Source organism: Actinosynnema sp. NPDC050436 (assembly GCF_040655415.1).
Lineage (GTDB): Bacteria > Actinomycetota > Actinomycetes > Mycobacteriales > Pseudonocardiaceae > Actinosynnema.
Genome location: NZ_JBFAJV010000006.1, coordinates 364,931 through 388,292, shown reverse-complemented (window position 1 = coordinate 388,292; position 23,362 = coordinate 364,931). Strand labels below are relative to the sequence as shown.

The window sequence follows — 23,362 nt, the reverse complement described above, 5'->3', positions numbered from 1 at the left end:
GCTTGAGTGGGGTGTGCAAGCACGCCCTTCGCTTGCACACCCCACTCAAGGGTGGTTGTCTCCGACCGGGCCACACGGGGATGACACGACGACCCACGCACTTCCGTCATCCTTGGCGGCTCGCCCGTCCGGCGAGGACTCTTTCAAGTCCCCCCATACGAGACCCGTTCGCGCAGGGCGGAACCCCCTCGTGCACCCGCACCCCGTGCACCCGCCCCACGCCCAAGACCGGGCATCACCCCCCCCGCGCTCACCCAACCGCGCGCATCTTCTTCACACCTACACACCGGCCACATACCGCCGAACACCACCTCATCAGGGCCACTGACCACACACCCGGTTCCCCACCGCGATCAGCACCCCCACAGCCCCGTTGATCTTCACGACGGCCATCCCGCAGTTCGCGGACCCCGCACCCACCCACCCGCAGCCCCGCCTCCCACCGCACAACCCGCCCACCTGGCTGCGAAAACGCCGGTAGACGCACCCTTCGCGACACCCAAGGTGATCATCCGGCGACCGACCCGACACCCAGCGCCAAGCACCGACTGACCCAGGGGAGGGGCGCGCTGCTGGTGAGGATGGCGGCCCCGCTCGCAGCCGGCGCAACCAGCGGAACTTGATCCGTTCGGGGGCTTGCGGACAGGCGTAGTCGATCAGGTACGAAGTGTGAAGGACGACTGGCTACGGCGATCTGCCTCGCGGCTGTTAAAGTCGCGGGCTGAACCCGGATGTCCTCCGGGTCGGTCGCGGCTACCCCGTCGCGTCCGCCACCACCGGCAACCACCGGCGACACCGTGCAGCCACGGCCGCCGGTCGGAGCCGGCCCGGTGGACGAGGGCGAGGACAGGCGCTAGACAGACGCAAGTCAGGCAAGCGCACAGCTCGACAGGCGCAAGCCAGGCAGACGCAAGACTGTGCCGGCAACACAGCCGGTACCGCAGGATGCCGACCCAGGCGGGGCGGCAACGCTGATGGAGGTTCGCGTGCTCGGCGCATTCCGCTCGGCTCTCGCGACGCCGGACCTACGGAAGAAGATCCTCTTCACGCTGGGGATCGTCGTGGTGTACCGGTTGGGCGCGACCATGCCCGCGCCGGGCGTCTCCTTCAAAAACGTCCGCCAATGCATCGACTCGGTCGACCAGCAGGGCATCTACTCGCTGATCAACCTGTTCAGCGGCGGCGCGCTCCTCAACCTGTCGATCTTCGCGCTGGGCATCATGCCCTACATCACCGCGAGCATCATCGTCCAGCTCCTCACCGTGGTCATCCCCCGGTTCGAGCAGCTCAAGAAGGAAGGTCAGGCGGGTCAGGGCAAGCTGACCCAGTACACCCGCTACCTGACCATCGCGCTCGCGGTCCTCCAGTCGACGGGCATCATCGCGCTCGCCGTGCGCGGCCAGCTGTTCGCCAACTGCGAGGTCCCGGTCATCCCGGACCAGAGCGTGTGGAACCTGGTCGTCCTGGTCGTCGTCATGACCGCCGGCACCAGCGTGATCATGTGGCTCGGTGAGATCATCACCGAGAAGGGGATCGGCAACGGCATGTCGCTGCTGATCTTCACCGGCATCGCGGCGCGCATCCCGGCCGAGGGCCAGATCATCTGGAGCCGGGGCGGCCTGACCTTCTTCCTGGTGTGCCTCGCGGCGCTGCTCATCATCGCCAGCGTCATCTACGTCGAGCAGGCCCAGCGCCGCATCCCGGTGCAGTACGCGAAGCGCATGATCGGCCGCCGGATGTACGGCGGCACCTCGACCTACCTGCCGCTCAAGGTGAACCAGGCCGGTGTCATCCCGGTCATCTTCGCCTCGTCGCTGCTCTACCTGCCCGACCTGATCTCGCGGCTGACCGCCTCGACCGACGGGTCGGCGCCCGGCTGGTTCGCGACCTTCGTCGCAACCCACCTGGTGACCCAGTCCAGCCCGGTGCACATCGCGCTGTACTTCCTCCTGATCGTCTTCTTCACCTACTTCTACGTCGGCATCACGTTCAACCCGGACGAGCGCGCGGACGAGATGAAGAAGTTCGGTGGGTTCATCCCGGGTATCCGACCGGGTCGACCCACCGCCGAGTACCTCCGCTTCGTCCTGGGGCGGATCACGCTGCCTGGCTCGATCTACCTGGGCATCGTCGCCATCCTGCCGAACTTCTTCCTGGACATCACCGACCAGGGTCAGAACCAGAACTTCCCGTTCGGCGGCACGGCGGTGCTGATCATGGTCGGCGTCGGCCTCGACACTGTGAAGCAGATCGAGAGCCAGCTCATGCAGCGCAATTACGAAGGGTTCCTCCGCTAGTGCGACTCGTTCTCGTCGGCCCGCCCGGAGCGGGCAAGGGCACGCAGGCCCAGGTGCTGAGCACCCAGCTCGGCGTGCCGCACATCTCCACCGGGGACCTCTTCCGCGCCCACATCAGCGGGCAGACCGAACTCGGCCGGCAGGTGAAGAAGTACCTGGACGAAGGTCAGCTGGTGCCCGACTCGGTCACCATCGACATGGTGCGGGAGCGCCTCGCCGAGGCGGACACCGGCAACGGTTTCCTCCTCGACGGGTTCCCCCGCACCACGGCCCAGGCCGACGTGCTCACCGACCTCCTGACGCGCACCGACCAGCGCCTGGACGCCGTCCTCGAACTCGACGTGCCCGAGGACGTCGTCGTGGCGCGGCTGCTCGCGCGCGGCCGGGAGGACGACAAGGAGGACGTCATCCGCCACCGGCAGCAGGTCTACCGGTCGGAGACCGCCCCGCTGCTGGACTACTACCGGGACATCCTCCTGACGATCGACGCCGTCGGCTCGGTCGAGGAGATCACCGAGCGCGCGCTCAAGGCGCTGCGCGCGGGCGAGTGAACGGACTGCTCGATGCTCTGCGCAACGCGTTGCCCGGTGGTCAGGACCGCATGATCGAGATCAAGAGCCGGGGCCAGCTGGAGGCCATGAGGGCCGCCGGCCTGGTCGTCGCGCGGACCTTGGCGCTGCTCGCCGAGCACGCCAAGGTCGGCGTGAGCACCGGCGAGCTGGACGAGCTGGCGGAGCAGAGCATCCGCGACGCCGGTGCCGTGCCGAGCTTCAAGGGCTACCACGGGTTCCCGGCGAGCATCTGCGCGAGCGTCAACGAGCAGGTCGTGCACGGCATCCCCAGCAAGACCCAGGTGCTCGGCGAGGGCGACCTGATCTCGATCGACTGCGGCGCGATCCTGGAGGGCTGGCACGGCGACTCCGCCGTCACCCTCGCGGTGGGCGCGGTGACCGAGGCCGAGACCAGGCTGTCCGACGCGACCCGGGCGTCGATGCTGGCGGGGATCGAGGCGGCGCTGCCCGGCGGGCGGCTCGGCGACATCTCCTTCGCCATCGAGTCGGCCACCATCCTGGCGGGCGAGCGCGACGGCGTGGAGTACGGGATCGTCGACGGCTACGGCGGCCACGGCATCGGCACCAAGATGCACATGGACCCGTTCCTGCCGAACTACGGCAAGCCCGGCAAGGGCCCCCGGCTCAAGGCCGGCATGGCGATCGCCATCGAGCCCATGCTCACCCTGGGCAGCGAGCGGACCGTGGAGCTGGACGACGGCTGGACCGTCATCACGGCGGACGGCTCGCGCGCGGCGCACTGGGAGCACAGCGTGGCGATCACGGACGACGGTCCGTGGGTGCTCACCGCGCCGGAGGACTGACGTCGGGGTGGCACCACGGGCAAGCGTGGGGCTAGCCCCCTTCTTGTCGGGGGGTGATCGCGCCACCATGGGTGGCGTGACGCAGCCTGTGCGGCCCGAGGACATGCGGGCCTCCGACGCCGAACGCGAGCTGGTGCAGCAGTGGCTGCACCGGGCCCACGCGGACGGGAGCCTCGACCTGGCGGAGTTCGACCTCCGGGTGTCCCGCGCCTGGCAGGCCAAGACCCGGGGTGAGCTGGCGGTGCTGACCGCCGACCTGCCGCAGACGGCGCTCACCCAGAGCACCGCCGTCCGGCAGCCGCCCCCGCTGCCCGTCGCGCCCAAGCGCGGTGGCGGTCGGACCGCCATGAAGGTGCTCACCACGATCTGGCTGAGCGTGAGCGCGCTGAACTTCGCGCTGTGGGTGCTGGTGAGCCTGCTCGGCGGCGACGGTTTCGTGCACCCGTGGTTCCTGTGGGTGGCGCTGCCGACCGGCTCGGTGCTGGGCGTGGTGTGGCTGGCGATGGGACGGGACGGGTGACCGGGGTCAGGTGACCGACTTCCAGCGCAACGACCGCACCCTGACCGCCCGGGAGCTGACCCGGGCGCGGGCGGAGGGTCGGCTGACCGAGGCCGAGTACGAGCAGCGCATCCACCTCGTCGCGTCCGCCGACAGCTACGCCGAGCTGGCGGCCCTCACCGCCGACCTGCCCCGGGACGACGTGCCGGACGCGCCGCCCAGGCGGTCGAAGCGGAAGCGGTACGCGCTCTTCCTGGCGGTCTTCTCGCTCAACGTCCTCGTCTGGGCGATCCTCAGCACCGCGCTGGGCACGGCCCTGCACCCCTGGTGGGCGTGGCTCCTCCTCTGGGGTCTCCTGCTCGTCGTCCTGCCCTGACGATGCCGGCGAACCCCGACCTCACACCCGAACTTCCCGCGTCAAGCCTCTGACCAGCTCAGACGTCACGCACGGCCAGCACACCCCACCACTCACCCGCACGAGACCAAGCCCCGAACAGGGCCGATTTGGGGTTGCCTGCCGACGCGCGTACTATGGACGGGTGGCGCACACGTAGCGCCGGTTCCGCCATGCCTGTGACGGTCCAGTCACGGCCGGCAGGGTTCGCAAGGGCCTTGAAGGAGTCGGGGTCGCGCGTGCCCGCACCCAAGGAGCAGTACCCACCGTCACGAAACGCGGAGGACATGGGCAAGAAGGACGGGGCCATTGAGGTCGAGGGCCGCGTAGTCGAGCCGCTCCCCAACGCGATGTTCCGCGTCGAGTTGGAGAACGGGCACAAGGTCCTGGCACACATCAGCGGCAAGATGCGTCAGCACTACATCCGCATCCTCCCTGAGGACCGGGTTGTCGTGGAGCTCTCGCCCTACGACCTGTCCCGCGGGCGCATCGTCTACCGCTACAAGTGACCTCCACGGTGTTCACGATGCCTCGGGGACACCTGGCTAGCAGCAGGAGAGCTCAGGCGTGAAGGTCCAGCCGAGCGTCAAGAAGATCTGCGACAAGTGCAAGGTGATCCGCCGTCACGGCCGGGTCATGGTGATCTGCGAGAACCTGCGCCACAAGCAGCGCCAGGGCTGATCAGCACCGAGCACTGGGTCGCGGTCCTCAACCGACGCGACAACAGCAAGCCTCTTCGCACCTGCCCACGCGCGCACCGCCGCGCGCGGGCACACCCCCGGACTCCAGGCCGGGGCCGGGACGCCGACCGCGAGAGCGGCCGGAACTGACACAGCGAGTCAGTCCCGGGACCGGGCGAGGAGCAGACCTGGAGCGAACCGACAGGAGCAAGCGCCGTATGGCACGACTCGCTGGCGTCGACCTCCCCCGCGAGAAGCGGATGGAGATCGCGCTCACCTACATCTTCGGCATTGGTCGCACGCGCTCGAAGGAGCTGCTGACCGCCACCGAGATCTCCCCTGACCTCCGTGTCAAGGACCTGGGTGACGAAGACCTGGCTAAGTTGCGGGACTACATCGAGAACAACTTCAAGGTCGAGGGTGACCTCCGCCGCGAGGTTCAGGCCGACATCCGCCGCAAGATGGAAATCGGCTGCTACGAGGGTCTGCGCCACCGTCGCAACCTGCCCGTCCGCGGGCAGCGCACCAAGACGAACGCGCGCACTCGTAAGGGTCCGAAGAAGACCGTGGCGGGCAAGAAGAAGGCCGGCAAGAAGTAAGACCTCGCAGACTTAAGTAGGAGATCACCCAGAGATGCCACCCAAGTCCCGCACGGGCGCCGGGGTCAAGAAGGTCCGGCGCAAGGAGAAGAAGAACGTCTCGCACGGCCAGGCGCACATCAAGAGCACGTTCAACAACACCATCGTGTCCATCACGGACCCGCTGGGCAACGTGATCAGCTGGGCGTCCGCCGGCCACGTGGGCTTCAAGGGCTCGCGCAAGTCGACGCCGTTCGCGGCGCAGATGGCCGCCGAGAACGCCGCCCGCAAGGCCGCCGAGCACGGTATGCGCAAGGTGGACGTGTTCGTGAAGGGTCCCGGCTCCGGCCGCGAGACCGCGATCCGTTCGCTGCAGGCCGCCGGCCTCGAGGTCGGCACCATCCAGGACGTGACCCCGCAGCCCCACAACGGCTGCCGCCCGCCCAAGCGGCGCCGGGTCTGAGGCACGGGGAGGAGTAAGAACTCATGGCTCGCTACACCGGACCGGCTACCCGTATCTCGCGCCGGCTCAAGGTCGACCTCGTCGGTGGGGACCAGGCGTTCGAGCGCCGTCCCTACCCGCCCGGCCAGCACGGCCGCGGTCGGATCAAGGAGACCGAGTACCTGGCCCAGCTCCAGGAGAAGCAGAAGGCCCGCTACACGTACGGCGTGCTGGAGAAGCAGTTCCGCCGCTACTACGACGAAGCGGTCCGCCGCACCGGCAAGACCGGTGAGAACCTGCTCCAGATCCTGGAGTCGCGGCTGGACAACGTGGTGTACCGCGCGGGCCTCGCGCGGACCCGCCGCCAGGCCCGCCAGCTGGTCAGCCACGGTCACTTCATCGTGAACGGCCACAAGGTCAACATCCCGAGCTTCCGGGTGTCGAAGTTCGACATCATCGACGTGAAGCCGAAGTCGCTGCCCACGCTGCCCTTCGAGGCCGCGCGGGCGTCGTTCGGCGACCGGCCGATCCCGGCGTGGCTCCAGGTCGTGCAGTCCAACCTGCGCGTCCTGGTGCACCAGCTCCCGGAGCGGGCGCAGATCGACACGCCCGTCACCGAGCAGCTCATCGTCGAGCTCTACTCGAAGTGATCCTCCTGGAGGGCGGCCCGCACGGGCCGCCCTCCAGTCGGGTCCCGCGACGGCACGGAATGGTGTGCCGCACGCGTTCGCCGGTCTCCGCGACCGGCACTCCCGGCGTCAAATAGCGGTCGTCGGGTTTGAGAGAGGAAGAACCCAGTGCTGATTTCCCAGCGCCCCTCGCTCAGCGAGGAAGCGGTCAACGAGACCCGTTCCCGGTTCGTCATCGAGCCGCTGGAGCCGGGCTTCGGCTACACCCTCGGCAACTCCATCCGCCGCACCCTGCTGTCGTCCATCCCCGGCGCGGCCGTGACGAGCATCCGCATCGACGGCGTGCTGCACGAGTTCACGACCGTGCCCGGTGTGAAGGAGGACGTCACCGACATCATCCTCAACCTCAAGGAGCTGGTCGTCAGCTCCGAGGAGGACGAGCCGGTGACCATGTACCTGCGCAAGCAGGGGCCCGGTGCGGTGACCGCAGGCGACATCGTGCCCCCGGCCGGTGTCACCGTGCACAACCCCGACCTGCACATCGCCACCCTGAACGGCAAGGGCAAGCTGGAGATCGAGCTCGTGGTCGAGCGCGGTCGCGGTTACGTCCCCGCCGTGCAGAACAAGCAGGCCGGTGCCGAGATCGGCCGCATCCCCGTCGACTCGATCTACTCGCCCGTCATGAAGGTGACCTACAAGGTCGAGGCCACCCGTGTCGAGCAGCGGACCGACTTCGACAAGCTGATCCTCGACGTCGAGACCAAGCCCTCCATCACGCCGCGCGACGCCGTCGCGTCGGCGGGCAAGACCCTGGTGGAGCTGTTCGGCCTCGCGCGCGAGCTCAACGTCGACGCCGAGGGCATCGAGATCGGACCGTCGCCCGCCGAGGCCGACACCATCGCGGCGTTCGCGATGCCGATCGAGGACCTGGACCTCACCGTCCGGTCCTACAACTGCCTCAAGCGCGAGGGCATCCACACGGTGGGCGAGCTGGTCTCGCGCAGCGAGGCGGACCTGCTGGACATCCGCAACTTCGGTGCGAAGTCGATCGACGAGGTCAAGATGAAGCTCGTCGGCCTCGGCCTCGCGCTGAAGGACTCCCCCCCTGGGTTCGACCCCTCGGCCGCCGCGTCCGACTACCCCGCCGAGGGCTGGGGTGCGGACACGACCGTGGACAGCCACGACGACGGCCAGGACTACGCGGAGACCGAGCAGCTCTGAGGCCGCACGCGGCCGGGCCGGAGCAGAGGATCAGCAAGTAATCCGAGGAGCAATACGATGCCAACCCCCACCAAGGGACCCCGTCTCGGGGGCTCTCCGGCCCACGAGCGGTTGATGCTGGCCAACCTGGCCACGTCGCTGTTCACGCACGGCCGGATCACGACCACGGAGGCCAAGGCCAAGCGCCTGCGCCCCTACGCCGAGAAGCTGATCAGCAAGGCGAAGGTCGGCGACCTGCACAACCGTCGCGAGATCCTCAAGGTCATCCGCGACAAGGACATCGTGCACAAGCTGTTCGCCGAGATCGGCCCGCAGTTCGCGGACCGCCCGGGCGGCTACACCCGCATCACCAAGACGCTGGCGCGCAAGGGCGACAACGCCCCGATGGCCGTGATCGAGCTGGTGCAGGAGCAGACCGTCACCTCTGAGGCGGAGCGCGCCCGCAAGACCAAGTTCGCCAAGGACCAGGCTCCCAAGGCCACCGAGGCCGACGAGGTCAAGGACGACGAGGTGAAGGACGAGGCCGCCACCGAGGCGACCGACGCCGAGACCTCCGAGGAGACCGCCGCCGACGCGTCCGAGGACGCGCCGAAGGCCGAGGGCAAGAAGGACGAGTCCTGACGGACCCGTCCGCCGACGAGCCCGTCGTCCCCGCTGGGGGCGACGGGCTCGTTCGTGTGCGCCTGGACCTGGCTTACGACGGCACCGGGTTCTCCGGCTGGGCGCGGCAGCCGGGGCGGCGCACGGTGTGCGGGGTGCTGGAGGACACGATGTCCACGGTGCTGCGCGAGGACGTCGGCCTGACCGTGGCGGGCCGCACGGACGCCGGGGTGCACGCGTCCGGCCAGGTCGCGCACGCCGACCTGCCGGCGGGCGTGGACGTCGCCGGGCTGCCCCGGCGGCTGGCCCGCGCGCTGCCCGCCGACGTCCGGGTGTTCTCCGCCCGGGTGGTGCCACCGGAGTTCGACGCCCGGTTCGCGGCGCTGCGGCGGCACTACGAGTACCGGGTGACCGACGCCCCGTCCGGCGCGCACCCGTTGCGGCGCCTGGACACCCTGGCCTGGCCGCGCCCGCTGGACTTGGACGCGCTCAACGCGGCCTCGGCGTTGTTGCTGGGGGAGAAGGACTTCTGCGCGTTCTGCAAGCGGCGCGAGGGTGCGACGACGATCCGCGAGCTCCAGCGGCTGTCGTGGGAGCGCTCGGGCGAGGTGCTGACCGCGTCCGTGTCGGCCGACGCGTTCTGCCACTCCATGGTGCGCAGCCTGGTCGGCGCGCTGCTGGCGGTCGGCGAGGGCCGCAAGCCGGTGACGTGGCCGGCGTCGCTGCTGTCGCTCACGGCGCGGTCGAGCGAGGTGACGGTCGCCCCGCCGCACGGCCTGTCGCTGGTGCGGGTCGACTACCCGGCGGACGACCGGCTCGCGGAACGCGCCCTGGTCACCCGGAACGTGCGGGTGGCACCGGCCGGCTGAGCCGCCGGACCGGCTCCGCGCGCCGTGACCAGGCCCGCGCTGTGACCAGGCCGGGGGTGGGGATCGCGGGCGTTCAGGAGGCGCGGGCCCGGCGGACCGACCAGTTGAGCCAGGCCGCGCCGCCCAGCGGGATCTCCGCCAGGAACGTGAACACGGCGAACAGCAGCACCCCGGCCACGGCCGGCGCGGCGGGCGTGCCCAGGGCGACCAGCAGGGCGATCGTGCCGTTCTCGCTCACCCCGAACCCGCCCGGCGTGACCACCGCGAGCGTCAGCAGCCGGCTCACCGCGAACGCCGCGATCAGCGCGGGCAGCGACAGCTCGGTGCCGGTCACCGCCAGGCAGCACCACAGCAGCAGCGCCTGGAGCGCCAGGTAGGCGACCAGGCCCAGGGTCATCCTCGACCAGCCGTCGCGGACGACCGTCGCGTTCTGCCGCCGCAACCGCACCACGAACCGCCGCGCACGGCCCCTCAGCACGCCGCTGAGCCACCGCAGGCGCGTCAGGGCGATCACCACCGCCGTGAGGGCCGCCGCGGTGCCCAGCGTGGCCGCCAGGACGCCCTGGCCGAACACCGCCGCGCCCTGGATCGCCAGGGCCACCAGCGGCAGGGCGACCCGGCCCAGCGCGTTCCACAGCCCGCTGACGATGGTCGACGACGCGATCGCGCGCGCCGAGTGCCCCCAGCTCGCCGCCATCATCGCGGTCACCGCCACGCCGGCCGCGCCGCCGAACGGGAGCAGGTTGCTGACCGCGCTGCCCGCCGCGTTGAGGCTGAACGCCTGGGTGTTGCGCAGGCCGGGCATCGAGCCGGTGAGCACGTAGGTGTAGGCCCACAGGCCCGCCAGCCACAGCGCGGTCAGGCCGAGCAGGGCGAACGGGCCGACGTCGGACATCCGGTCGCCGATCGAGGCCCAGTCCACACCGGCCACGGTCGGCACGACGGCCACCACCAGCCAGACCGCCAGGGCCAGCGACGCGACCGAGGCACCCAGCCGCAGCCAGGTGCGCCAGCGGGGAGTGGCCGGGCGGACCGGCTTGTCGGCGACGGCGGTCACTGGGCTCGCAAGCGTTTGCGCTCGACGTACCACTCCGTGCCCATCACCAGTCGGAACAACGGCTTCGGCAGGCTCAGCAGCGCCGTCAGGGTGCGCGGGTCCTCGCCGCCCGTGGTCTGCGTCGCGTGCGCGGCCAGCGCGGCCCGCTTCTGGTCCAGGTAGCGGCGTACGTTGACCTTGTGGGTGATCTCCTCGCGCGGCGTGTACGCCGACTTGAACGGAGTCAGGTCGAACCGGCGCACCAGCCGCGCCAGGCGCAGCCCGCGCAGCAGCAGAGTCCGGTCGACCGTCGCCTCCCACACCCTCAGTGTGCCTGCCAGCTCGGCGGCCAGCGCGCCGACCCGGTGCACCTGGACGTGGTCGGGGTGCCCGTATCCTCCGGTCGGGTCGTACGTCGTGAGCAGGTCGGCCTTCTCCTCGTGGAGCAGCTCCGCGAGGCGTCCGGCCGCTTCCGACACGTCCGCTTGGGCGAATCCTGTCGAACCGTCCAGGCCGGAGTCCTCGTAGCCGAGAAACTCGACACGTGAGCAGCCCAGGGCTTTCGCCGAGACGTGGGCCTCCCGTGTCCTGACCGAGCCCAGGTCGTGCCGGTCCGACGCCAGCCCGCGCTCGCCCGCGGTGGCCACGACGAGCACGACCCGGTGCCCCTCGGCGGCGAGGCGGGCCATGGTGCCGCCGGTCAGCAGGGCTTCGTCGTCTGGGTGGGCGTGGAAGAACACGCAGGTACGGCTCACAGGTGCAAGAGTGTCAGTTGGTCTGTTCGGCGGCTTGACGGGAGTCCATGTGTCGATCATCCACGTCACCGACTGCTTCCTCCCGCGACTGGGCGGGATCGAGGTGCAGGTCGCCGGCCTCGCCGACGCGCAGCGCGAGGCCGGCGAGCAGGTGCACGTCGTGACCGCCACCCGGCTGGCCGAACGGCCACCCGGGTACCAGGTGCACCGGGTCGCCATGCGCTTGCCGTGGAACCTGCCAGTGCACCCGCGCGCGGGCAAGCACATTGATCGAATCCTCACCGAAGTGCGGCCGGACGTCGTATACGCGCATGTGGGCGCGATCTCACCGTTCGCGTGGTCGGGCATCCGCTCGGCGCTGCGGTTGGGGCTGCCGACGGTCGCCGTGGTGCACAGCATGTGGGACCCGTCGGTGCGGCGGGCGTACCGCTGGCTGGACCGCGTGGGCGGCTGGACCCGCACCCCGCTCGTGCTGGGCGCGGTGAGCACGGCGGCGGCGGACCGGATGCGCGAGGCGCTGCCGGGCGTCGAGGTGTCGGTGGTGCCCAACGGCATCAAGCCCGCGCAGTGGCGCGGCGGCGGCGAACGGCGGTCGGACGACTCGGTGCACGTCGTGTCGGTGGGCCGGCTGGCGTCGCGCAAGCACCCGATGAGGTTGCTGGAAGTGCTGCGGGAGGCCCAGGAGCAGGTGGGGAACCTGCGGGCGACCATCGCGGGCGACGGCCCGGAGATGGCGCCGATGCGGCGCTACCTGCGGCGGCACGGCATGGACTGGGTGTCGCTGCCGGGCCGGCTGGACCGGGCCGGCATCTCGCGCCTGCTGGCCGGGGCGGACGTGTTCGTGAACCCGACCGTGGCCGAGGCGTTCGGCCTGGCGACCCTGGAAGCCCGGACCGCCGGCGTGCCGGTGGTGGCCCGACCGGGGACGGGCGTGACGGACTTCGTGCGCGACGGCGTCGAAGGCGTGGTGACCGACGACCTGGTGGGCGGTGTGGTGAAGCTCGCAGCCGACCACGACCTGCGCCGGCGCATCGCGTCCCACAACCGCGAGACCGAGCCGAACTGCACGTGGCCGCGCGTGCTGGAGGCGCTGCGGGCGTGCGCGGACAAGGCCCAGTGCCGGACGCCCGCCTAGATCACCAGCCGTGCCGCGTCGAGCGTGACCGGGACGGGTGCGGCGGTGATGGTGGTTTCGTCGCCGGGCTTCAGGACGTTCTCCTCGACGTACTTGCCGTTGTCGAGCCGGTACGCGGTGAGCTTCAGTTCGCTGAGTTCGCTCGGCTGGTCGACGGCCCAGAAGAACGGCACGCCCGCGCCCGCGTAGCCGCGCACCTTGAACTCCCGCTCGGCGAGCGTGTTGCCCGGCGACCAGATCTCCACGGCGAGTGCCAGGTCCCCCGCCGGGAAGCTCACCTCGGTGGGCGGTCGGTTCAGGATCACGACGTCCGGGACCAGCGCGGTGCGGAAGGCGGTGGGGATCTCGACGTTCACCTCGCAGACCGCGTACAGGTCCGCTCGGGCAGCCTCGGTGAGCGCGTCCTCCACCGGTCGGATGAGGCGGGTCATGGCGAACCGGTGCTTACCGGATGGCGGCGGCGTCACGTGCGGGTACCCCAGGATCAGCTCGATGCGCGAACCGTCCGCCGTGGGTGGCAGGTCCAGCCAGTCCTCGACGGTGTGCGGGCCGATCGCCGGGTACGGCTCGTGGTGCCACTCGTACCCGTGCTCGGGTGCTGCGGACACGGCTGCCACCTCTCGGCTCGACGCTGACCTCAGTGTTCCAGGTCCATCAAACGGGTGATGGCGTGAAGCGGCCCCCACCTGCGGGAAGCCGGTGGGGGCCGCTGGGCGCGGAGTGGGCCGCGTCCGGATCAGGGGGTCACAGGTCGAGGGTCCAGGTGTCGATGAGACCCGTGTCCTGGGCGTACCAGTCGCGCACCCTCAGCTTCCAGTCGCCGTTCGCGTTCTCGGTCGAGAGGTTGACCGGGTAGGTGGCGTCGACGTTGTCCGCGCCGTCCGAGCCGCTCTGCACCTTCAGTTGCCGCACCGCGCCGCTCGGCGTGATCAGGTCGACCGACAGGTCGCCCCGGTAGCCGTGCTTGAGGTGCACCTCGACCGTGGCGGCGGCGCCCGCCTTGCCCGCGCAGCCGGTGACCGCGATGGTGCTGGTGGCGGTGCCCTGGTCGGGCACGGCCACGTCGGTCGCGTTGGTCTTCGCCGGGCAGCCGGTGGGCGGGGTGTCGCCGACCACGCGCAGCAGCTTGTTCGGCGAGCCGGCGCCCGCGTTGCCCACCACGCCGTTCGTCGCGCCGTTCACCAGCGCGTCGCGCACCTGCTGCGGGGTCGCGGTCGGGTTGGTCGACAGGTACAGCGCCGCCGCGCCCACGACGTGCGGGGTCGCCATGGACGTGCCGCTGATCGTGTTGGTGGCGTTGTCGTCGGTGTACCAGGACGACGTGATGTTCGAGCCCGGCGCGAAGATGTCCAGGCAGGTGCCGATGTTGGAGAACGACGAGCGCCCGTCGGTGTTCGTCGTGGAGCCGACCGTGATGGCCTCGGTGGTGCGGGCCGGTGACACGTTGCACGCGTTCGCGCCGTTGTCGTTGCCCGCCGCGAGGCCGTAGGTCACGCCCGCCGCGATGGAGTTGCGGACCGCCTGGTCCACGGTCGCGTCCGCGCCGCCGCCCAGGGACATGTTCGCCACGGCCGGCTTGACGGCGTTCGCGGTCACCCAGTCGATGCCCGCGATGACCCCGGCGTAGGTGCCGGAGCCGGCGCAGTCCAACACCCGGACGCCGACCAGCTTCGCCTTCTTCGCCACGCCGTGCCGGGTGCCCGCGACGGTGCCGGCGACGTGGGTGCCGTGGCCGTTGCAGTCGGTGGCGTCGTTGTCGTTGTCGACGGTGTCGCGCCCGGAGGTGGCGCGGCCCGCGAAGTCGCTGTGCGAGAAGCGGATTCCCGTGTCGATGACGTAGGCGGTGACGCCCTCGCCGTCGTTCGGGTAGGTGTAGGAGTTGTCCAGGGGCAGCGCCGCCTGGTCGATCCGGTCCAGGCCCCAGGACGGGGTGGGTGCCTGGGTGTCGAACGCCCCGACCCGGGCGTCCTGCTGCACGTACGCGACCGCCGGGTCGGCGGCGAGCGCGCGGGCCCGCGCCTCGGGCATGGTGGCGGAGAACCCGCGCAGGGCGCTGGTGTAGGTGTGCTCGACGTCCGCCTGGTACTTGGCGCTCAACGCGCCCACGGCGTTCGCGTCGGCCGCGCCGACGTCCTTGAGCACCACGATGTAGCTGTCCCGCACCGAGTCCTCGGCACCGAACCCCCGGATGTCGCCCTGGGCGTTGGCCGCCGGGCCGGTGAGCGCGGCGCTCACCACCAGGGCGGTTCCGGTGGCCAGCGCGACGCCGGCCAGGCGTCTCGGGCCGGGCGCGTGAACGTCTCCCATGGGTCCCCCTCCTCGCAGAGTGTGCGCCCCACCGGGTTCGTCCCCGAAACCGGTCGGACACGGTGGGTAACTTCCTAGTTCTCCGCGAGGGACCGGCGCAAGGAAACGCCGGCAATATCCGGCGAATGGCCTCTCCACAGAAATTTATTCGCGCTGTGAATGACTAGCTGCGGAGGGTGACTGGACGGCGGCGGGACGACTGTGCCCCGGACCGGGGGTCCGGGGCACGGGTCGACGGCGGTGCGGGTGGTCAGTCGCCGCGGCGCACGGCACCCAGGATCTGCTGCTCGCCCGGGGTGGTCACCAGGCGCAGGGGCCGCCACAGGTTCGCGCCCAGCGCGATCACCTGGTCGTCCTTCAACGTGGTGAGCTGGTGCGCCATCTGCGGCGGCAGCCGCCAGATCTGGCTCGCCAGCTGGGCCTGGCCGACCGGCAGCCGCTGGAGCAGCACGAGGTCGGCGGTGTTCGCGGTCGTGGCCGCCTGCGGGTGCAGGTAGGGCAGCACGTACATGGTGGTCTGCCACGGCGAGCGCGGCGGGAACAGCTCCTGTGGCACGTGGCCGCCGTCGTGCACGACCAGCAGCGGGCTGTCCTCGGACGGCCTGGGCAGCTCCACCGGGCTCAGCCGGCGCAGCTGCACCAGCGGCGACGGGCGGCCGTCCTGGCCCGCACCCGCCGCCCGGACCACCGGCTGCCACGCCTGCGGGCGGCCGGTGGCGATGGTGATCCACGCCCCGGTCGCCATGGCGCGCAACGCGATCTGCCGGGCCAGGTACAGGCCGCCGACGACGACCATGCGGGTCGGCGCGGACCGCAGCACGGAGATGGTGAGCGGCTCGCCCTTGAGGCCGGAGCCGAGCACCATGCCGCCCCGGTCGCCGGACGGCGACACCACGTCCAGCAGTTGCGGCGAGACCAGGAACTCCGGTGCCACGCCCCGGCCCTGGCCCCGGGTGTCGAGCAGGCGCGAGTTCGTCACGCGACACCTCCCAGCGGCAGGGTGGCGGCCAGGCCCGCGACCTGGAGGCCGTTCAACGGGGTGAGCGTGATGTCGAGCTTGTCCGACAGCGCCTTGAGCCGGTCGTCCGCGCGGTCGAGCTCGGACGGCGTCCGGGCGGACACCCGCACCAGGCCGCGCAGGCCGACCTGGCCCTGCTCGCTGCTCGGCGAGATCGTCATGGACAGCGTGGAGGACAGCGCCCGGACGCCGGTCAGCGCGTTCAGGTTGTTCCTCATGCCCTTGGCGGGCCAGCCGGTGATCGCGTAGGAGGCGTGCCCCACGCCGCCCGCCGTCACGCCGGCCCACTTCTCGCGCAGCGACACCGAGTTGTTGGAGCCCGCCACCGAGGTCAGCTCGGCGGCCGAGATGCCCGCGCGGATCAGCTCGTCGGAGTCCAGCGGCCGGATGGCCACGCCCGCCGACTCCAGCGCGTTGCGGACCCGGGACAGCGCGCCGATCAGCGCCCGGTGCGCGCCGACGACGCCGCCGCCGCGCTCCCGGATCGCCGCGGCGCAGCGCTTCGGGTCCAGCCGGACCGCGATCCACGTGGTGCGCCGGGCGGCTGCGGGCAGCGGGCCCAGCACCTCCAGGTACGAGTTGAGCGCCGGCGAGTTGGCGGGCAGCGCCGCGCTGCCGGGGTAGCAGTGCCAGATCACCGAGATCGCGTCCAGCACCACGCCCCGGTCCTCCAGGGTCGGCGCGAGCGCGCCCAGCGGCAGCGCCGGGGCGCTGCCCACGGCGGTGATCAGGCCGGGTGCGGGGTCGACCAGCAGGACGGCGGTCCACGCGCCCTGGTGCCAGGCCATGCCCAGCGGGCGGCGCTCGTGGTCCACGCCCTTGGCCACCACCAGGTCCGGCACGGCCAGCCGCAGCAGCGCCACGCGCGGGTCGTCCGGGCCGATGACCGAGGTCTCCTCCTCGGACGGCGGCTTCATCTCCACCGGACCGGACCGCTTGGCGGTGCGCGCGTGGCCGCGCAGGGTGTAGCGGACGACCAGGCCGATCCACTGGGTCAGCCACCGGCCCCGCGACCGGGTGAACGCGAGGACGAGCGCGACCAGCACGATCCCGCCTGCGGTGTAGAGCAGGGCGGGCGCGACCCGGTCACCGGTCGTCCCGATGGCGAGCAGGACCAGGCCGACCGCGACGCCGACCTCCAGGACCACCAGGTTGGCGACCGGGAGCGAACCGAGGCTGGCCCCGGTGGCGCGGCGACGCGCCCGCAGCAGTGCGGCGCGCACGGCACCCCCGGCGGCTTGCGCGCGCGCCATGGCGGGGTTGGGCGGGCCCGGATGTGGGGTGGTCACGGACATCCGATCTGGTTCTCTTTCCGTCGGCGTTCGGCGAGCGCGCCGGCCCGGGTCTGACCAACCCGCACACGCGCCACCCGCCGTCCGGCTATCGTGCAGACCGTACCGCGACTGGGAGAGCAGCGAGCCGAGAATGGCATCAACACCCACCACCAAGTCACAGGTCCAGGCCTACCGCTTCGTGCTGCGCAGGATGCAGTCCGCCCTGGTGCGCAGAGACGCGGTGATGCTGCACGACCCGATGCGCACGCACTCGCGGGCGACGGCGGTGGGCGTGATCCTCGGCGTGATCGGCCTGATCGGCTTCCTGGTGTTCGGCTTCTTCTCGCCCGACCCGAAGATCGACGGCGACACGCAGATCGCCATCAGCAAGGAGACCGGCCAGGTCTACGTGGTGCGCAAGGACCCCGACCAGCTCATCCCGATGACGAACCTGGCCTCCGCGCGGCTGCTGATCCTCAACCAGCAGAACCCGGACAAGGCGCAGAACGCGGTCGGCGGCGGCGACGCGCAGGCGGGCCTGGCCAACGCCGGGCCGCAGGTGGCGGGCGGCGAGCCGAAGCTGGTCAGTGAGAAAGCTCTCGCCAAGATGCCCAAGGGCCGGCTGACCGGCATCCCGGACGGCCCGGACCAGCTCCCCGCCAAGGTCGAGGACCGGATCGGTCCGGAGTGGTCGGTGTGCGACACGCTCGACCTGGACGAGACGCTGAACAACCCCACCGCCAAGGGGAAGTTCGAGACCACGGTGCTCGCGGGCATGAGCGGCGGCCAACTGCTGGACGGCACCAAGGCGCTGCTGGTCCGCACCGGCACCGACGACAAGCAGGCGTACCTGATCTACAAGGCCCCGGTGAACTCGAAGATCACCTCGACGTCGACCGTGCGGGCCAAGGTGGACCTGTCCAAGGCGGACGTGCTGACCGCGCTGAACCTGCGCGACAAGACGGTCCGCGCGATCAGCTCCGGCCTGCTCAACGCGATCCCCGAGGCCAAGCCGCTGCGCGCGCCGGAGATCCCCGGCCTGGGCGAGCCGGTCACCTACCTCAACGGGGTGACGCTGGAGGTCGGCGACGTCATCGAGGTCGTGCGCACGGGTGCCGACCCGGTGTTCTACGTGGCCCTCAAGGACGCCCTGCAGGAGATCAGCCGCGCGGCGGGCGACCTGATCCGCGCCGCCTACGCGCAGGGCGCGGACGCGAAGCGGGTCGACATCGCCCGCATCGACACCCGCAAGCCCGCGCAGCCGCTGGACTTCCTGGACTACCCGACCGAGGTCCCGGACGTGCTGGAGCCCAACCAGAACAACCGGGTGGTGTGCCTGAACTGGCGGGCCGAGAACGTCACCGCGGACAACCGGTCCCAGCACACCCAGGTGACCATCGCGCCGACGCTGCCGGTGCCCTCCGACGCGGTCGCGGTCGACATCAACCAGGTCGGCGCGACCGGCGAGGTGGTCGGCAAGTTCATGATGGCGTCCGGGAAGTCGGCGGTGGTGCGCTCGGCGACCTCCACCCAGGACTTCCGCAGCGGGCCCATCCACCTGGTCTCCGGGCGGGGCGTGAAGTACGGCGTCCCGGACACGGTGGTCAGCGGCGCGCTCGGGCTGGGCGACCAGTTCACGCCGGGCCCGGAGTCGATCCTGCGGCTGCTGCCCAACGGCCCGCAGCTCAACCGGACCGATGCGGCGCGCAGCTGGGACTCCATCCCGGTGCCGAAGAACCTCGGCCAGTTGCCGGAGGACCAGCAGAAGAAGGCGTCCGGCGGCTGAGCCCGCCACCTGGCGGAACCGCCGCGACCCGGGCACCGTCCGAGGGTGAGGAGGTGTCCGGGTGAACGAGGTGCCACGACCTGCCGCCCCGGCGCGCGCCGGCCGGATCGCGGTCGACGCGCGGTGGGTCGAGCTGTACGCGAAGCGGGTGGACGAGGCGGCCGAGGAGCTGACCCGCGCCCGCGCCGACCTGAGGGCCGAGCCCGTCCGCCCGCAGAGCTTCGGCGACCTCGGCCGCGTGCTGCGCAGCGCCGAGGCGTACGGCCGCGCGGCGGCGCTGCTCGACCGGCAGCTCGACCGGGCGTGCGAGGTGCTGACCTCCGCCGCGCGCAACCTGCACGCGGTGGCGGAGCACTACGGCTCCCAGGAGGACGAGGCCGCCGCCCTGATCCGGAACGCGGACCGGCGGTGAGGGGTGAGGACGGGCGGCAGCTCGCCGCCGAGGTCGGGCCGGAGCTGGAGTACCTGTCCGGGATCAGCCGCCGGCTGGGCGTGGTGGACCTGGTCGAGGAGTACTTCAGGCCGGTCGTCGGGACGTGGAACGACCTGCACGACGAGGCGGAGCGGTGGCGCCGGGCCGGTCTGGTCGCCGAGCACGTGACGCGCGACCTGACCAAGCCGCTGGGCGCGCTGGACTCCGCCTGGCAGGGCCGGGACGCGGACTCCTTCGTGGCGCACATGCAGTCCGTGGGGCTGGCCGGGCACGACATGTCCGACGCCATGCACGCGATGGGCGACGCGCTGGACCGGACCGCCGACGCCATCCGGGACATCGTCTCGGACATGGCGCGGGTGTTCGCCGATGCCGCCGACGCGGTGTCGGACGCGGCGGCGCTGCCGCTGGACGGCGACCGGCGGGTGGTCGAGGCGCTGGACGAGCTGAAGCACCCGGCCAAGGAGTTGCACGAGAGCGTGCGGGACGTGCTGGAAGCGTTCCTGGAGCTGTGCGACGGCGTGGCCGGCACCTCGGACTTCGCGGAGGTCCGGATGGAGCACCGGTACCCCGAGGAGAACTGGTCGTTCACCGGGCCGAAGCCGGTCGACACCCGCGCCCCCGGCCCGGCGGTCGTCGGTGCCGGTGGGGCGGGTGCCGGCGGTGGTGCGGCCGGTGGTGGTGCCGTTGGCGGTGGCGCGGCCGTCGGGGGAACGCCCGGTGGTGGCGCAGGTGAGGCGCCCAAGCCCGGCGGCGGTGGCGGAACGCCCGGTGCCGGCGTGGGGGGAGGGGTCGGCGGCGGGAGCGTGCCCGCGGGCACCACGCCCGAGCCGCAGCTCGCGCCCGGGGGCGCCTCCATGGTCCAGGAGCCCCGACCGTCCGACGCCGCGCCGAGGCCCGCCCCGACCGGCGGAGGGGGCCCGGCGACCGGCGCGGCCACCGGGGGCGTGGTGGGCGGCGGCATGATGGGCGGCATGGCCGGTGCCGGTGGTGGGCAGGGCGGGGACAAGGAGCACAAGTCCAAGGTCCGCCTGTCCGGCTCCACCGAGGAGATCCTCGGCAAGCCCAAGAAGACCGCACCCCAGGTGCTCGGCGAGGACTGACCGCCCGCACCGGACGCCGGGAAACGCGGCACGGGCCGCACCCCGCGCGGGGTGCGGCCCGTCCTCGTCGGGTCAGATGACGCTGCGCTTGACCGGGGGCGCCCTGCGGGCCCGGTTGCGGTTGATCGTGTGCACGGTGAACAGGGTGAGCAGCAGCAGGGTCACCGCCGCGCCCGTCCCGGACAGCGCCACGATCAGCGGCGTGTGGTCCGGTGGGTTCAGCGGGTCCAGGTTGGTCATGAGCTGGTCCGGGGCGTCCGCCCGCTGACCCGTCTCCGACGGCAGCTCGGCGGTCAGCGCGGCCACCGGGTTGATCATGCCCGCGCCGACCTTGTGGTCGCGCCCGCCGGGGTTGCCGGGGTGCTGCGCGGTCGCCTTGACCCGGTCCATCACCTGGCGCGCGGTCAGGGTCGGGAAGCGCTGGCGCACCAGGGCGACCACGCCCGCCACGTACGGCGACGCGTAGCTGGTGCCCTGGATGCGGCTGGCCGCGCCGCGCTCGTCGACGTGCACGTTCGCCAGGCCCTGGCCCGCCGGGTCCAGCGTGGTGATGTCCTCGCCCGGCGCGGCCACGCTGACCCACGGGCCCCACACCGAGAAGTTCGACACCGCGCCGGTCTGGCCCATCGACGCCACCGACAGCACGTTCTCGGCGTACCAGGGCGGGGACGCGACGACGTTGACCGCGTCGACGTTCTGGTTGTCGTTCTGGACGCTGCAACCCTTGCCGTCGCTGCCCATGTTGCCCGCCGCCGTCACGATGACGACGTCCTTCTCGTTGACCGCCCAGTGGATCGCGGCCTGCAGCTCGCGCTCCTGGTCGCTGGGCTCGTGCGGCTGCTCGCAGGAGGTCAGCGAGATGTTGACCACCTGCGCGCCGGCGGTGGCGGCGGCCACGATCGCCTCCGCCAGGGTGCGCACCTTGCCCGCCGACGGGCGGCTGTCGACCTTGGCCGGGTCGTCGAACTTGAAGTGGTCGCTGGTCTGGCGGTAGGCGATGATCTCCGCCTCGGGCGCCGCGCCGATGAACCCGGTCTGCTCGTCGCGGCTGGCCGCCGCCACGCCCGCCACCTCGGTGCCGTGGCCGTCGCAGTCGGACGTGCCGCCCTTCTCGGTCTCCACGTAGTCGCCGCCGCCGGTCACCCGGCCCTTGAGCCGGGGGTGCTCGGCGTTGACGCCGGTGTCGATGATGGCCAGCTTGACCCCCGCGCCGGTGGCGAAGCGGTGCGCCTCCTCCAGGCGCAGCTGCATCTGGCCCCACGGCTTGTTCGGGATCGGCTGGTTGCCGGTGTTGGACTGGAAGCAGAGCTTGCTGGGCGTGTAGTTGACGTCCTCGGCCGGCGGCTTGAACGGCTTGAGGTACTTGCCCAGGTCGACCGGCGGCGGCACCGAGTTCGGCCGGGTCGGCGCGGCGGAGGTCGGCTGGGCCCACGCGCCGGGCGCGGTCACCAGGACCAGCGCGGCGGCGGCGAGCGCGGCGAGGCTGCGTGCGGTGCGCTTCACGGCGGTCAGGCCGGGATCAGCTGGCGCATCGCGACGTAGAGGTCCATCACGGCGAGCGCCAGCGGCAGCACCGAGGCGATCAGGATGGCCTCCAGCACGTCGACCGTGCGGCGCAGCACCGGGGAGAACTTCTGGTTGGGGAAGATCACGCCGAGCACCAGCGCGCCCGCGCCGACCACCACCAGGGTGCCGAACACGAACAGCAGCCGGTTCGCGGGGTCCGACTCGACCAGCCAGCCGACCAGCACGCCCGCGCCGGCCACCATGCCGGACACCAGCAGCGCCACCGCCTGCGCGCCGTTGGCGTACGCCCGGCCGCGCAGCAGCAGCACCAGTGCCACCACGACCGCCAGGATCGGGCCGAAGACCGTGCCGTCGCCGGCCGCGATGACCGAGAACACCGCCGCGATGCCGCCGCAGCCGATGATCATGCCGGTGAGGTACTCGTGGGCGTTCGCGGTGCGCCGCTCGATCACCGCGTACTCCGGGAAGCCGGTGTCCTCCTTGAGGTCCTCGGCACTGCCCGGCACGGTCGGCAGCGGCAGCTTCGCGAGCTGGATGGTGAGCCGGGGCAGCGCCGACATCATCGCCAGCGACACCGCCGACGTCGCCGCCGCGATGCCGACCACCGGGTGGTCGACGAAGATCCCGATCAGGAACGCCAGGCCGCTCAGCGCGCCCGCCGTGGCCGCCGCGATGAAGACCGTGATGCCGCGCCCGATGAGCAGGATCGCGGCCGAGGCGAAGATCAGCACCAGCACGCTGGCCAGCAGCAGGTTCGGCCGGCCGATCTCGCCCGGCACGGTGTACAGGCCCGCCACGTAGGCCATCGGCAGGCCGCCGGCGGCGGCGATCAGCACGCCGGTGCCGGTCGCGTCGTAGGACCGGGCGATGACCGCGCCGGCCGCCAGCGCCACGATCGCCGTCGCACCCGCGCAGATCGCGGGCCACAGCCCGCTGCCGCCCACCAGCGGGCCGGACAGCAGGACCGCGACGGCGGCCGTGATCAGGGCCAGCGCGCCCGCGATGTGGCCGTAGCGGCGGGCGGTGTCCTTGGTCCACGGCCGGAAGCTGTCCGGGTCGGACTCCGCGATCGCGTCGACGACGTCGTCGTACAGCGGCGGCGGGGGGTTCTCGTTGCGCTTGCGGAGCTGGAGCAGCTCGCCGTCCACCACGCCCAGCGAGGCCAGCGTGCGGCCGGGGTCCAGCGGGCTGTCGCCCAGCTTGGCCAAGGTCCAGCCGCCGTGCCGCACGCCGCCGTCCGGAGTGGCCTCCTTGGCCATGTCCAGCAGCATCGGCAGCAGGTCGGCCACCGCCACGTCGGCCGGCAGCGCGACGTCGATACGCGTTCGCGGCGCAACCACCGTGACCCGGCTGAACACCGTCGTACCGGTCGCCACCAGCGCCCCCTAAGTCCTCGTTGCTCGT

At 71.6% G+C, this 23,362-nt stretch carries 25 protein-coding genes; 17 read left to right on the top strand and 8 right to left on the bottom strand.

What is annotated here, in order from left to right; genetic code table 11:
* The first annotated feature begins 986 nt into the window (after positions 1 to 986).
* From secY to truA, 13 genes are all read left to right on the top strand, one after another.
* Entirely contained in the window at positions 987 to 2,297 is a 1,311-nt protein-coding gene (gene secY / locus AB0I60_RS18590) for a preprotein translocase subunit SecY (protein ID WP_360731331.1), read from the top strand.
* On the top strand, positions 2,297 to 2,848 hold the full coding sequence (locus AB0I60_RS18585; RefSeq protein WP_360731330.1) for an adenylate kinase: 552 nt from the start codon (positions 2,297 to 2,299) through the stop codon (positions 2,846 to 2,848). Before secY ends, AB0I60_RS18585 begins: the two co-directional genes overlap by 1 nt.
* 50 nt (positions 2,849 to 2,898) lie before the next feature.
* Positions 2,899 to 3,672 carry a type I methionyl aminopeptidase gene (map, locus tag AB0I60_RS18580; RefSeq protein ID WP_360731329.1) on the top strand — a complete coding sequence of 258 codons (774 nt, stop codon included), beginning with the start codon at positions 2,899 to 2,901 and terminating at the stop codon, positions 3,670 to 3,672.
* Positions 3,673 to 3,748: 76 nt separating this feature from the next.
* Positions 3,749 to 4,192: a DUF1707 domain-containing protein gene (locus AB0I60_RS18575; protein WP_360731328.1), complete on the top strand. Its 444-nt coding sequence runs from the start codon at positions 3,749 to 3,751 to the stop codon at positions 4,190 to 4,192.
* Between the two features lie 10 nt (positions 4,193 to 4,202).
* Positions 4,203 to 4,547: a DUF1707 domain-containing protein gene (locus AB0I60_RS18570; protein WP_360731326.1), complete on the top strand. Its 345-nt coding sequence runs from the start codon at positions 4,203 to 4,205 to the stop codon at positions 4,545 to 4,547.
* Positions 4,548 to 4,852: 305 nt separating this feature from the next.
* Positions 4,853 to 5,074 (top strand): translation initiation factor IF-1, encoded by a 222-nt coding sequence (gene infA, locus AB0I60_RS18565; protein ID WP_005166804.1) that lies wholly within the window; start codon positions 4,853 to 4,855, stop codon positions 5,072 to 5,074.
* A gap of 58 nt (positions 5,075 to 5,132) precedes the next feature.
* Positions 5,133 to 5,246 carry a 50S ribosomal protein L36 gene (gene rpmJ, locus AB0I60_RS18560; RefSeq protein WP_010148647.1) on the top strand — a complete coding sequence of 38 codons (114 nt, stop codon included), beginning with the start codon at positions 5,133 to 5,135 and terminating at the stop codon, positions 5,244 to 5,246.
* A 217-nt stretch (positions 5,247 to 5,463) separates the two neighbouring features.
* Complete coding sequence (gene rpsM, locus AB0I60_RS18555) at positions 5,464 to 5,844, top strand: 30S ribosomal protein S13 (RefSeq protein WP_360731325.1); 381 nt, start codon at positions 5,464 to 5,466, stop codon at positions 5,842 to 5,844.
* Positions 5,845 to 5,878: 34 nt separating this feature from the next.
* The gene (gene rpsK, locus AB0I60_RS18550; RefSeq protein WP_015105236.1) at positions 5,879 to 6,286 is read left to right on the top strand and encodes a 30S ribosomal protein S11; all 408 of its coding nucleotides are present in this window, start codon (positions 5,879 to 5,881) and stop codon (positions 6,284 to 6,286) included.
* A 23-nt stretch (positions 6,287 to 6,309) separates the two neighbouring features.
* A complete protein-coding gene (gene rpsD, locus AB0I60_RS18545; RefSeq protein WP_360731323.1) occupies positions 6,310 to 6,915 on the top strand; it encodes a 30S ribosomal protein S4 in 606 nt (201 codons plus the stop codon).
* A gap of 147 nt (positions 6,916 to 7,062) precedes the next feature.
* A complete protein-coding gene (locus AB0I60_RS18540) occupies positions 7,063 to 8,115 on the top strand; it encodes a DNA-directed RNA polymerase subunit alpha (protein WP_015105234.1) in 1,053 nt (350 codons plus the stop codon).
* A 57-nt stretch (positions 8,116 to 8,172) separates the two neighbouring features.
* The gene (gene rplQ / locus AB0I60_RS18535) at positions 8,173 to 8,736 is read left to right on the top strand and encodes a 50S ribosomal protein L17 (RefSeq protein ID WP_360731321.1); all 564 of its coding nucleotides are present in this window, start codon (positions 8,173 to 8,175) and stop codon (positions 8,734 to 8,736) included.
* A gap of 56 nt (positions 8,737 to 8,792) precedes the next feature.
* Complete coding sequence (gene truA, locus AB0I60_RS18530; protein ID WP_360731319.1) at positions 8,793 to 9,584, top strand: tRNA pseudouridine(38-40) synthase TruA; 792 nt, start codon at positions 8,793 to 8,795, stop codon at positions 9,582 to 9,584.
* Positions 9,585 to 9,657: 73 nt separating this feature from the next.
* Here truA and AB0I60_RS18525 read toward each other — a convergent pair whose 3' ends face one another.
* Both AB0I60_RS18525 and AB0I60_RS18520 read right to left on the bottom strand, forming a co-directional pair.
* Positions 9,658 to 10,641, bottom strand: coding sequence for a lysylphosphatidylglycerol synthase transmembrane domain-containing protein (locus AB0I60_RS18525; protein ID WP_360731318.1), 984 nt, complete (start codon positions 10,639 to 10,641; stop codon positions 9,658 to 9,660).
* Entirely contained in the window at positions 10,638 to 11,375 is a 738-nt protein-coding gene (locus AB0I60_RS18520; RefSeq protein ID WP_360731316.1) for a PIG-L family deacetylase, read from the bottom strand. Before AB0I60_RS18520 ends, AB0I60_RS18525 begins: the two co-directional genes overlap by 4 nt.
* Positions 11,376 to 11,424: 49 nt before the next feature.
* Between AB0I60_RS18520 and AB0I60_RS18515 the strand changes: the two genes are divergently transcribed.
* Positions 11,425 to 12,510, top strand: a complete 1,086-nt coding sequence (locus tag AB0I60_RS18515) for a glycosyltransferase family 4 protein (protein WP_360731314.1) — start codon at positions 11,425 to 11,427, stop codon at positions 12,508 to 12,510.
* Here AB0I60_RS18515 and AB0I60_RS18510 read toward each other — a convergent pair.
* From AB0I60_RS18510 to eccE, 4 genes are all read right to left on the bottom strand, one after another.
* Positions 12,507 to 13,118, bottom strand: a complete 612-nt coding sequence (locus AB0I60_RS18510; protein ID WP_360731313.1) for a Uma2 family endonuclease — start codon at positions 13,116 to 13,118, stop codon at positions 12,507 to 12,509. The two genes, AB0I60_RS18515 and AB0I60_RS18510, sit on opposite strands and share 4 nt — an antisense overlap.
* Before the next feature lie 136 nt (positions 13,119 to 13,254).
* On the bottom strand, positions 13,255 to 14,817 hold the full coding sequence (locus AB0I60_RS18505; protein ID WP_360731311.1) for a S8 family serine peptidase: 1,563 nt from the start codon (positions 14,815 to 14,817) through the stop codon (positions 13,255 to 13,257).
* A 250-nt stretch (positions 14,818 to 15,067) separates the two neighbouring features.
* Positions 15,068 to 15,796, bottom strand: coding sequence for a hypothetical protein (locus tag AB0I60_RS18500; RefSeq protein ID WP_360731309.1), 729 nt, complete (start codon positions 15,794 to 15,796; stop codon positions 15,068 to 15,070).
* The gene (gene eccE, locus AB0I60_RS18495; protein WP_360731308.1) at positions 15,793 to 17,130 is read right to left on the bottom strand and encodes a type VII secretion protein EccE; all 1,338 of its coding nucleotides are present in this window, start codon (positions 17,128 to 17,130) and stop codon (positions 15,793 to 15,795) included. The genes AB0I60_RS18500 and eccE overlap by 4 nt, the downstream gene beginning before the upstream one ends.
* A 130-nt stretch (positions 17,131 to 17,260) precedes the next feature.
* Here eccE and eccB point away from each other — a divergent pair, with 130 nt between their 5' ends.
* The 3 genes from eccB to AB0I60_RS18480 all read left to right on the top strand — a co-directional run bounded on the left by eccB (position 17,261) and on the right by AB0I60_RS18480 (position 20,431).
* The gene (gene eccB / locus AB0I60_RS18490; protein WP_360731306.1) at positions 17,261 to 18,895 is read left to right on the top strand and encodes a type VII secretion protein EccB; all 1,635 of its coding nucleotides are present in this window, start codon (positions 17,261 to 17,263) and stop codon (positions 18,893 to 18,895) included.
* 61 nt (positions 18,896 to 18,956) lie between these two features.
* Positions 18,957 to 19,307 (top strand): hypothetical protein, encoded by a 351-nt coding sequence (locus AB0I60_RS18485; protein ID WP_360731304.1) that lies wholly within the window; start codon positions 18,957 to 18,959, stop codon positions 19,305 to 19,307.
* Positions 19,304 to 20,431, top strand: a complete 1,128-nt coding sequence (locus AB0I60_RS18480) for a hypothetical protein (RefSeq protein ID WP_360731302.1) — start codon at positions 19,304 to 19,306, stop codon at positions 20,429 to 20,431. The genes AB0I60_RS18485 and AB0I60_RS18480 overlap by 4 nt, the downstream gene beginning before the upstream one ends.
* 72 nt (positions 20,432 to 20,503) lie before the next feature.
* On the opposite strand, the gene mycP is transcribed toward AB0I60_RS18480, so the two are convergent.
* Both mycP and eccD read right to left on the bottom strand, forming a co-directional pair.
* On the bottom strand, positions 20,504 to 21,934 hold the full coding sequence (mycP, locus tag AB0I60_RS18475; protein ID WP_360731300.1) for a type VII secretion-associated serine protease mycosin: 1,431 nt from the start codon (positions 21,932 to 21,934) through the stop codon (positions 20,504 to 20,506).
* Positions 21,935 to 21,939: 5 nt separating this feature from the next.
* On the bottom strand, positions 21,940 to 23,334 hold the full coding sequence (gene eccD, locus AB0I60_RS18470) for a type VII secretion integral membrane protein EccD (RefSeq protein WP_360731298.1): 1,395 nt from the start codon (positions 23,332 to 23,334) through the stop codon (positions 21,940 to 21,942).
* Positions 23,335 to 23,362 lie beyond the last annotated feature (28 nt).

Excerpts from the sequence above, each read along its gene's own strand:
- rpsM (WP_360731325.1), top strand. The coding sequence starts at position 5,464 with ATGGCACGACTCGCTGGCGTCGACCTCCCCCGCGAGAAGCGGATGGAG.
- rpsD (WP_360731323.1), top strand. The coding sequence starts at position 6,310 with ATGGCTCGCTACACCGGACCGGCTACCCGTATCTCGCGCCGGCTCAAG.
- rpsK (WP_015105236.1), top strand. The coding sequence starts at position 5,879 with ATGCCACCCAAGTCCCGCACGGGCGCCGGGGTCAAGAAGGTCCGGCGC.
- AB0I60_RS18505 (WP_360731311.1), bottom strand. The coding sequence starts at position 14,817 with ATGGGAGACGTTCACGCGCCCGGCCCGAGACGCCTGGCCGGCGTCGCG.
- infA (WP_005166804.1), top strand. The coding sequence starts at position 4,853 with ATGGGCAAGAAGGACGGGGCCATTGAGGTCGAGGGCCGCGTAGTCGAG.
- eccB (WP_360731306.1), top strand. The coding sequence starts at position 17,261 with ATGGCATCAACACCCACCACCAAGTCACAGGTCCAGGCCTACCGCTTC.
- eccE (WP_360731308.1), bottom strand. The coding sequence starts at position 17,130 with ATGTCCGTGACCACCCCACATCCGGGCCCGCCCAACCCCGCCATGGCG.
- rplQ (WP_360731321.1), top strand. The coding sequence starts at position 8,173 with ATGCCAACCCCCACCAAGGGACCCCGTCTCGGGGGCTCTCCGGCCCAC.
- map (WP_360731329.1), top strand. The coding sequence starts at position 2,899 with ATGATCGAGATCAAGAGCCGGGGCCAGCTGGAGGCCATGAGGGCCGCC.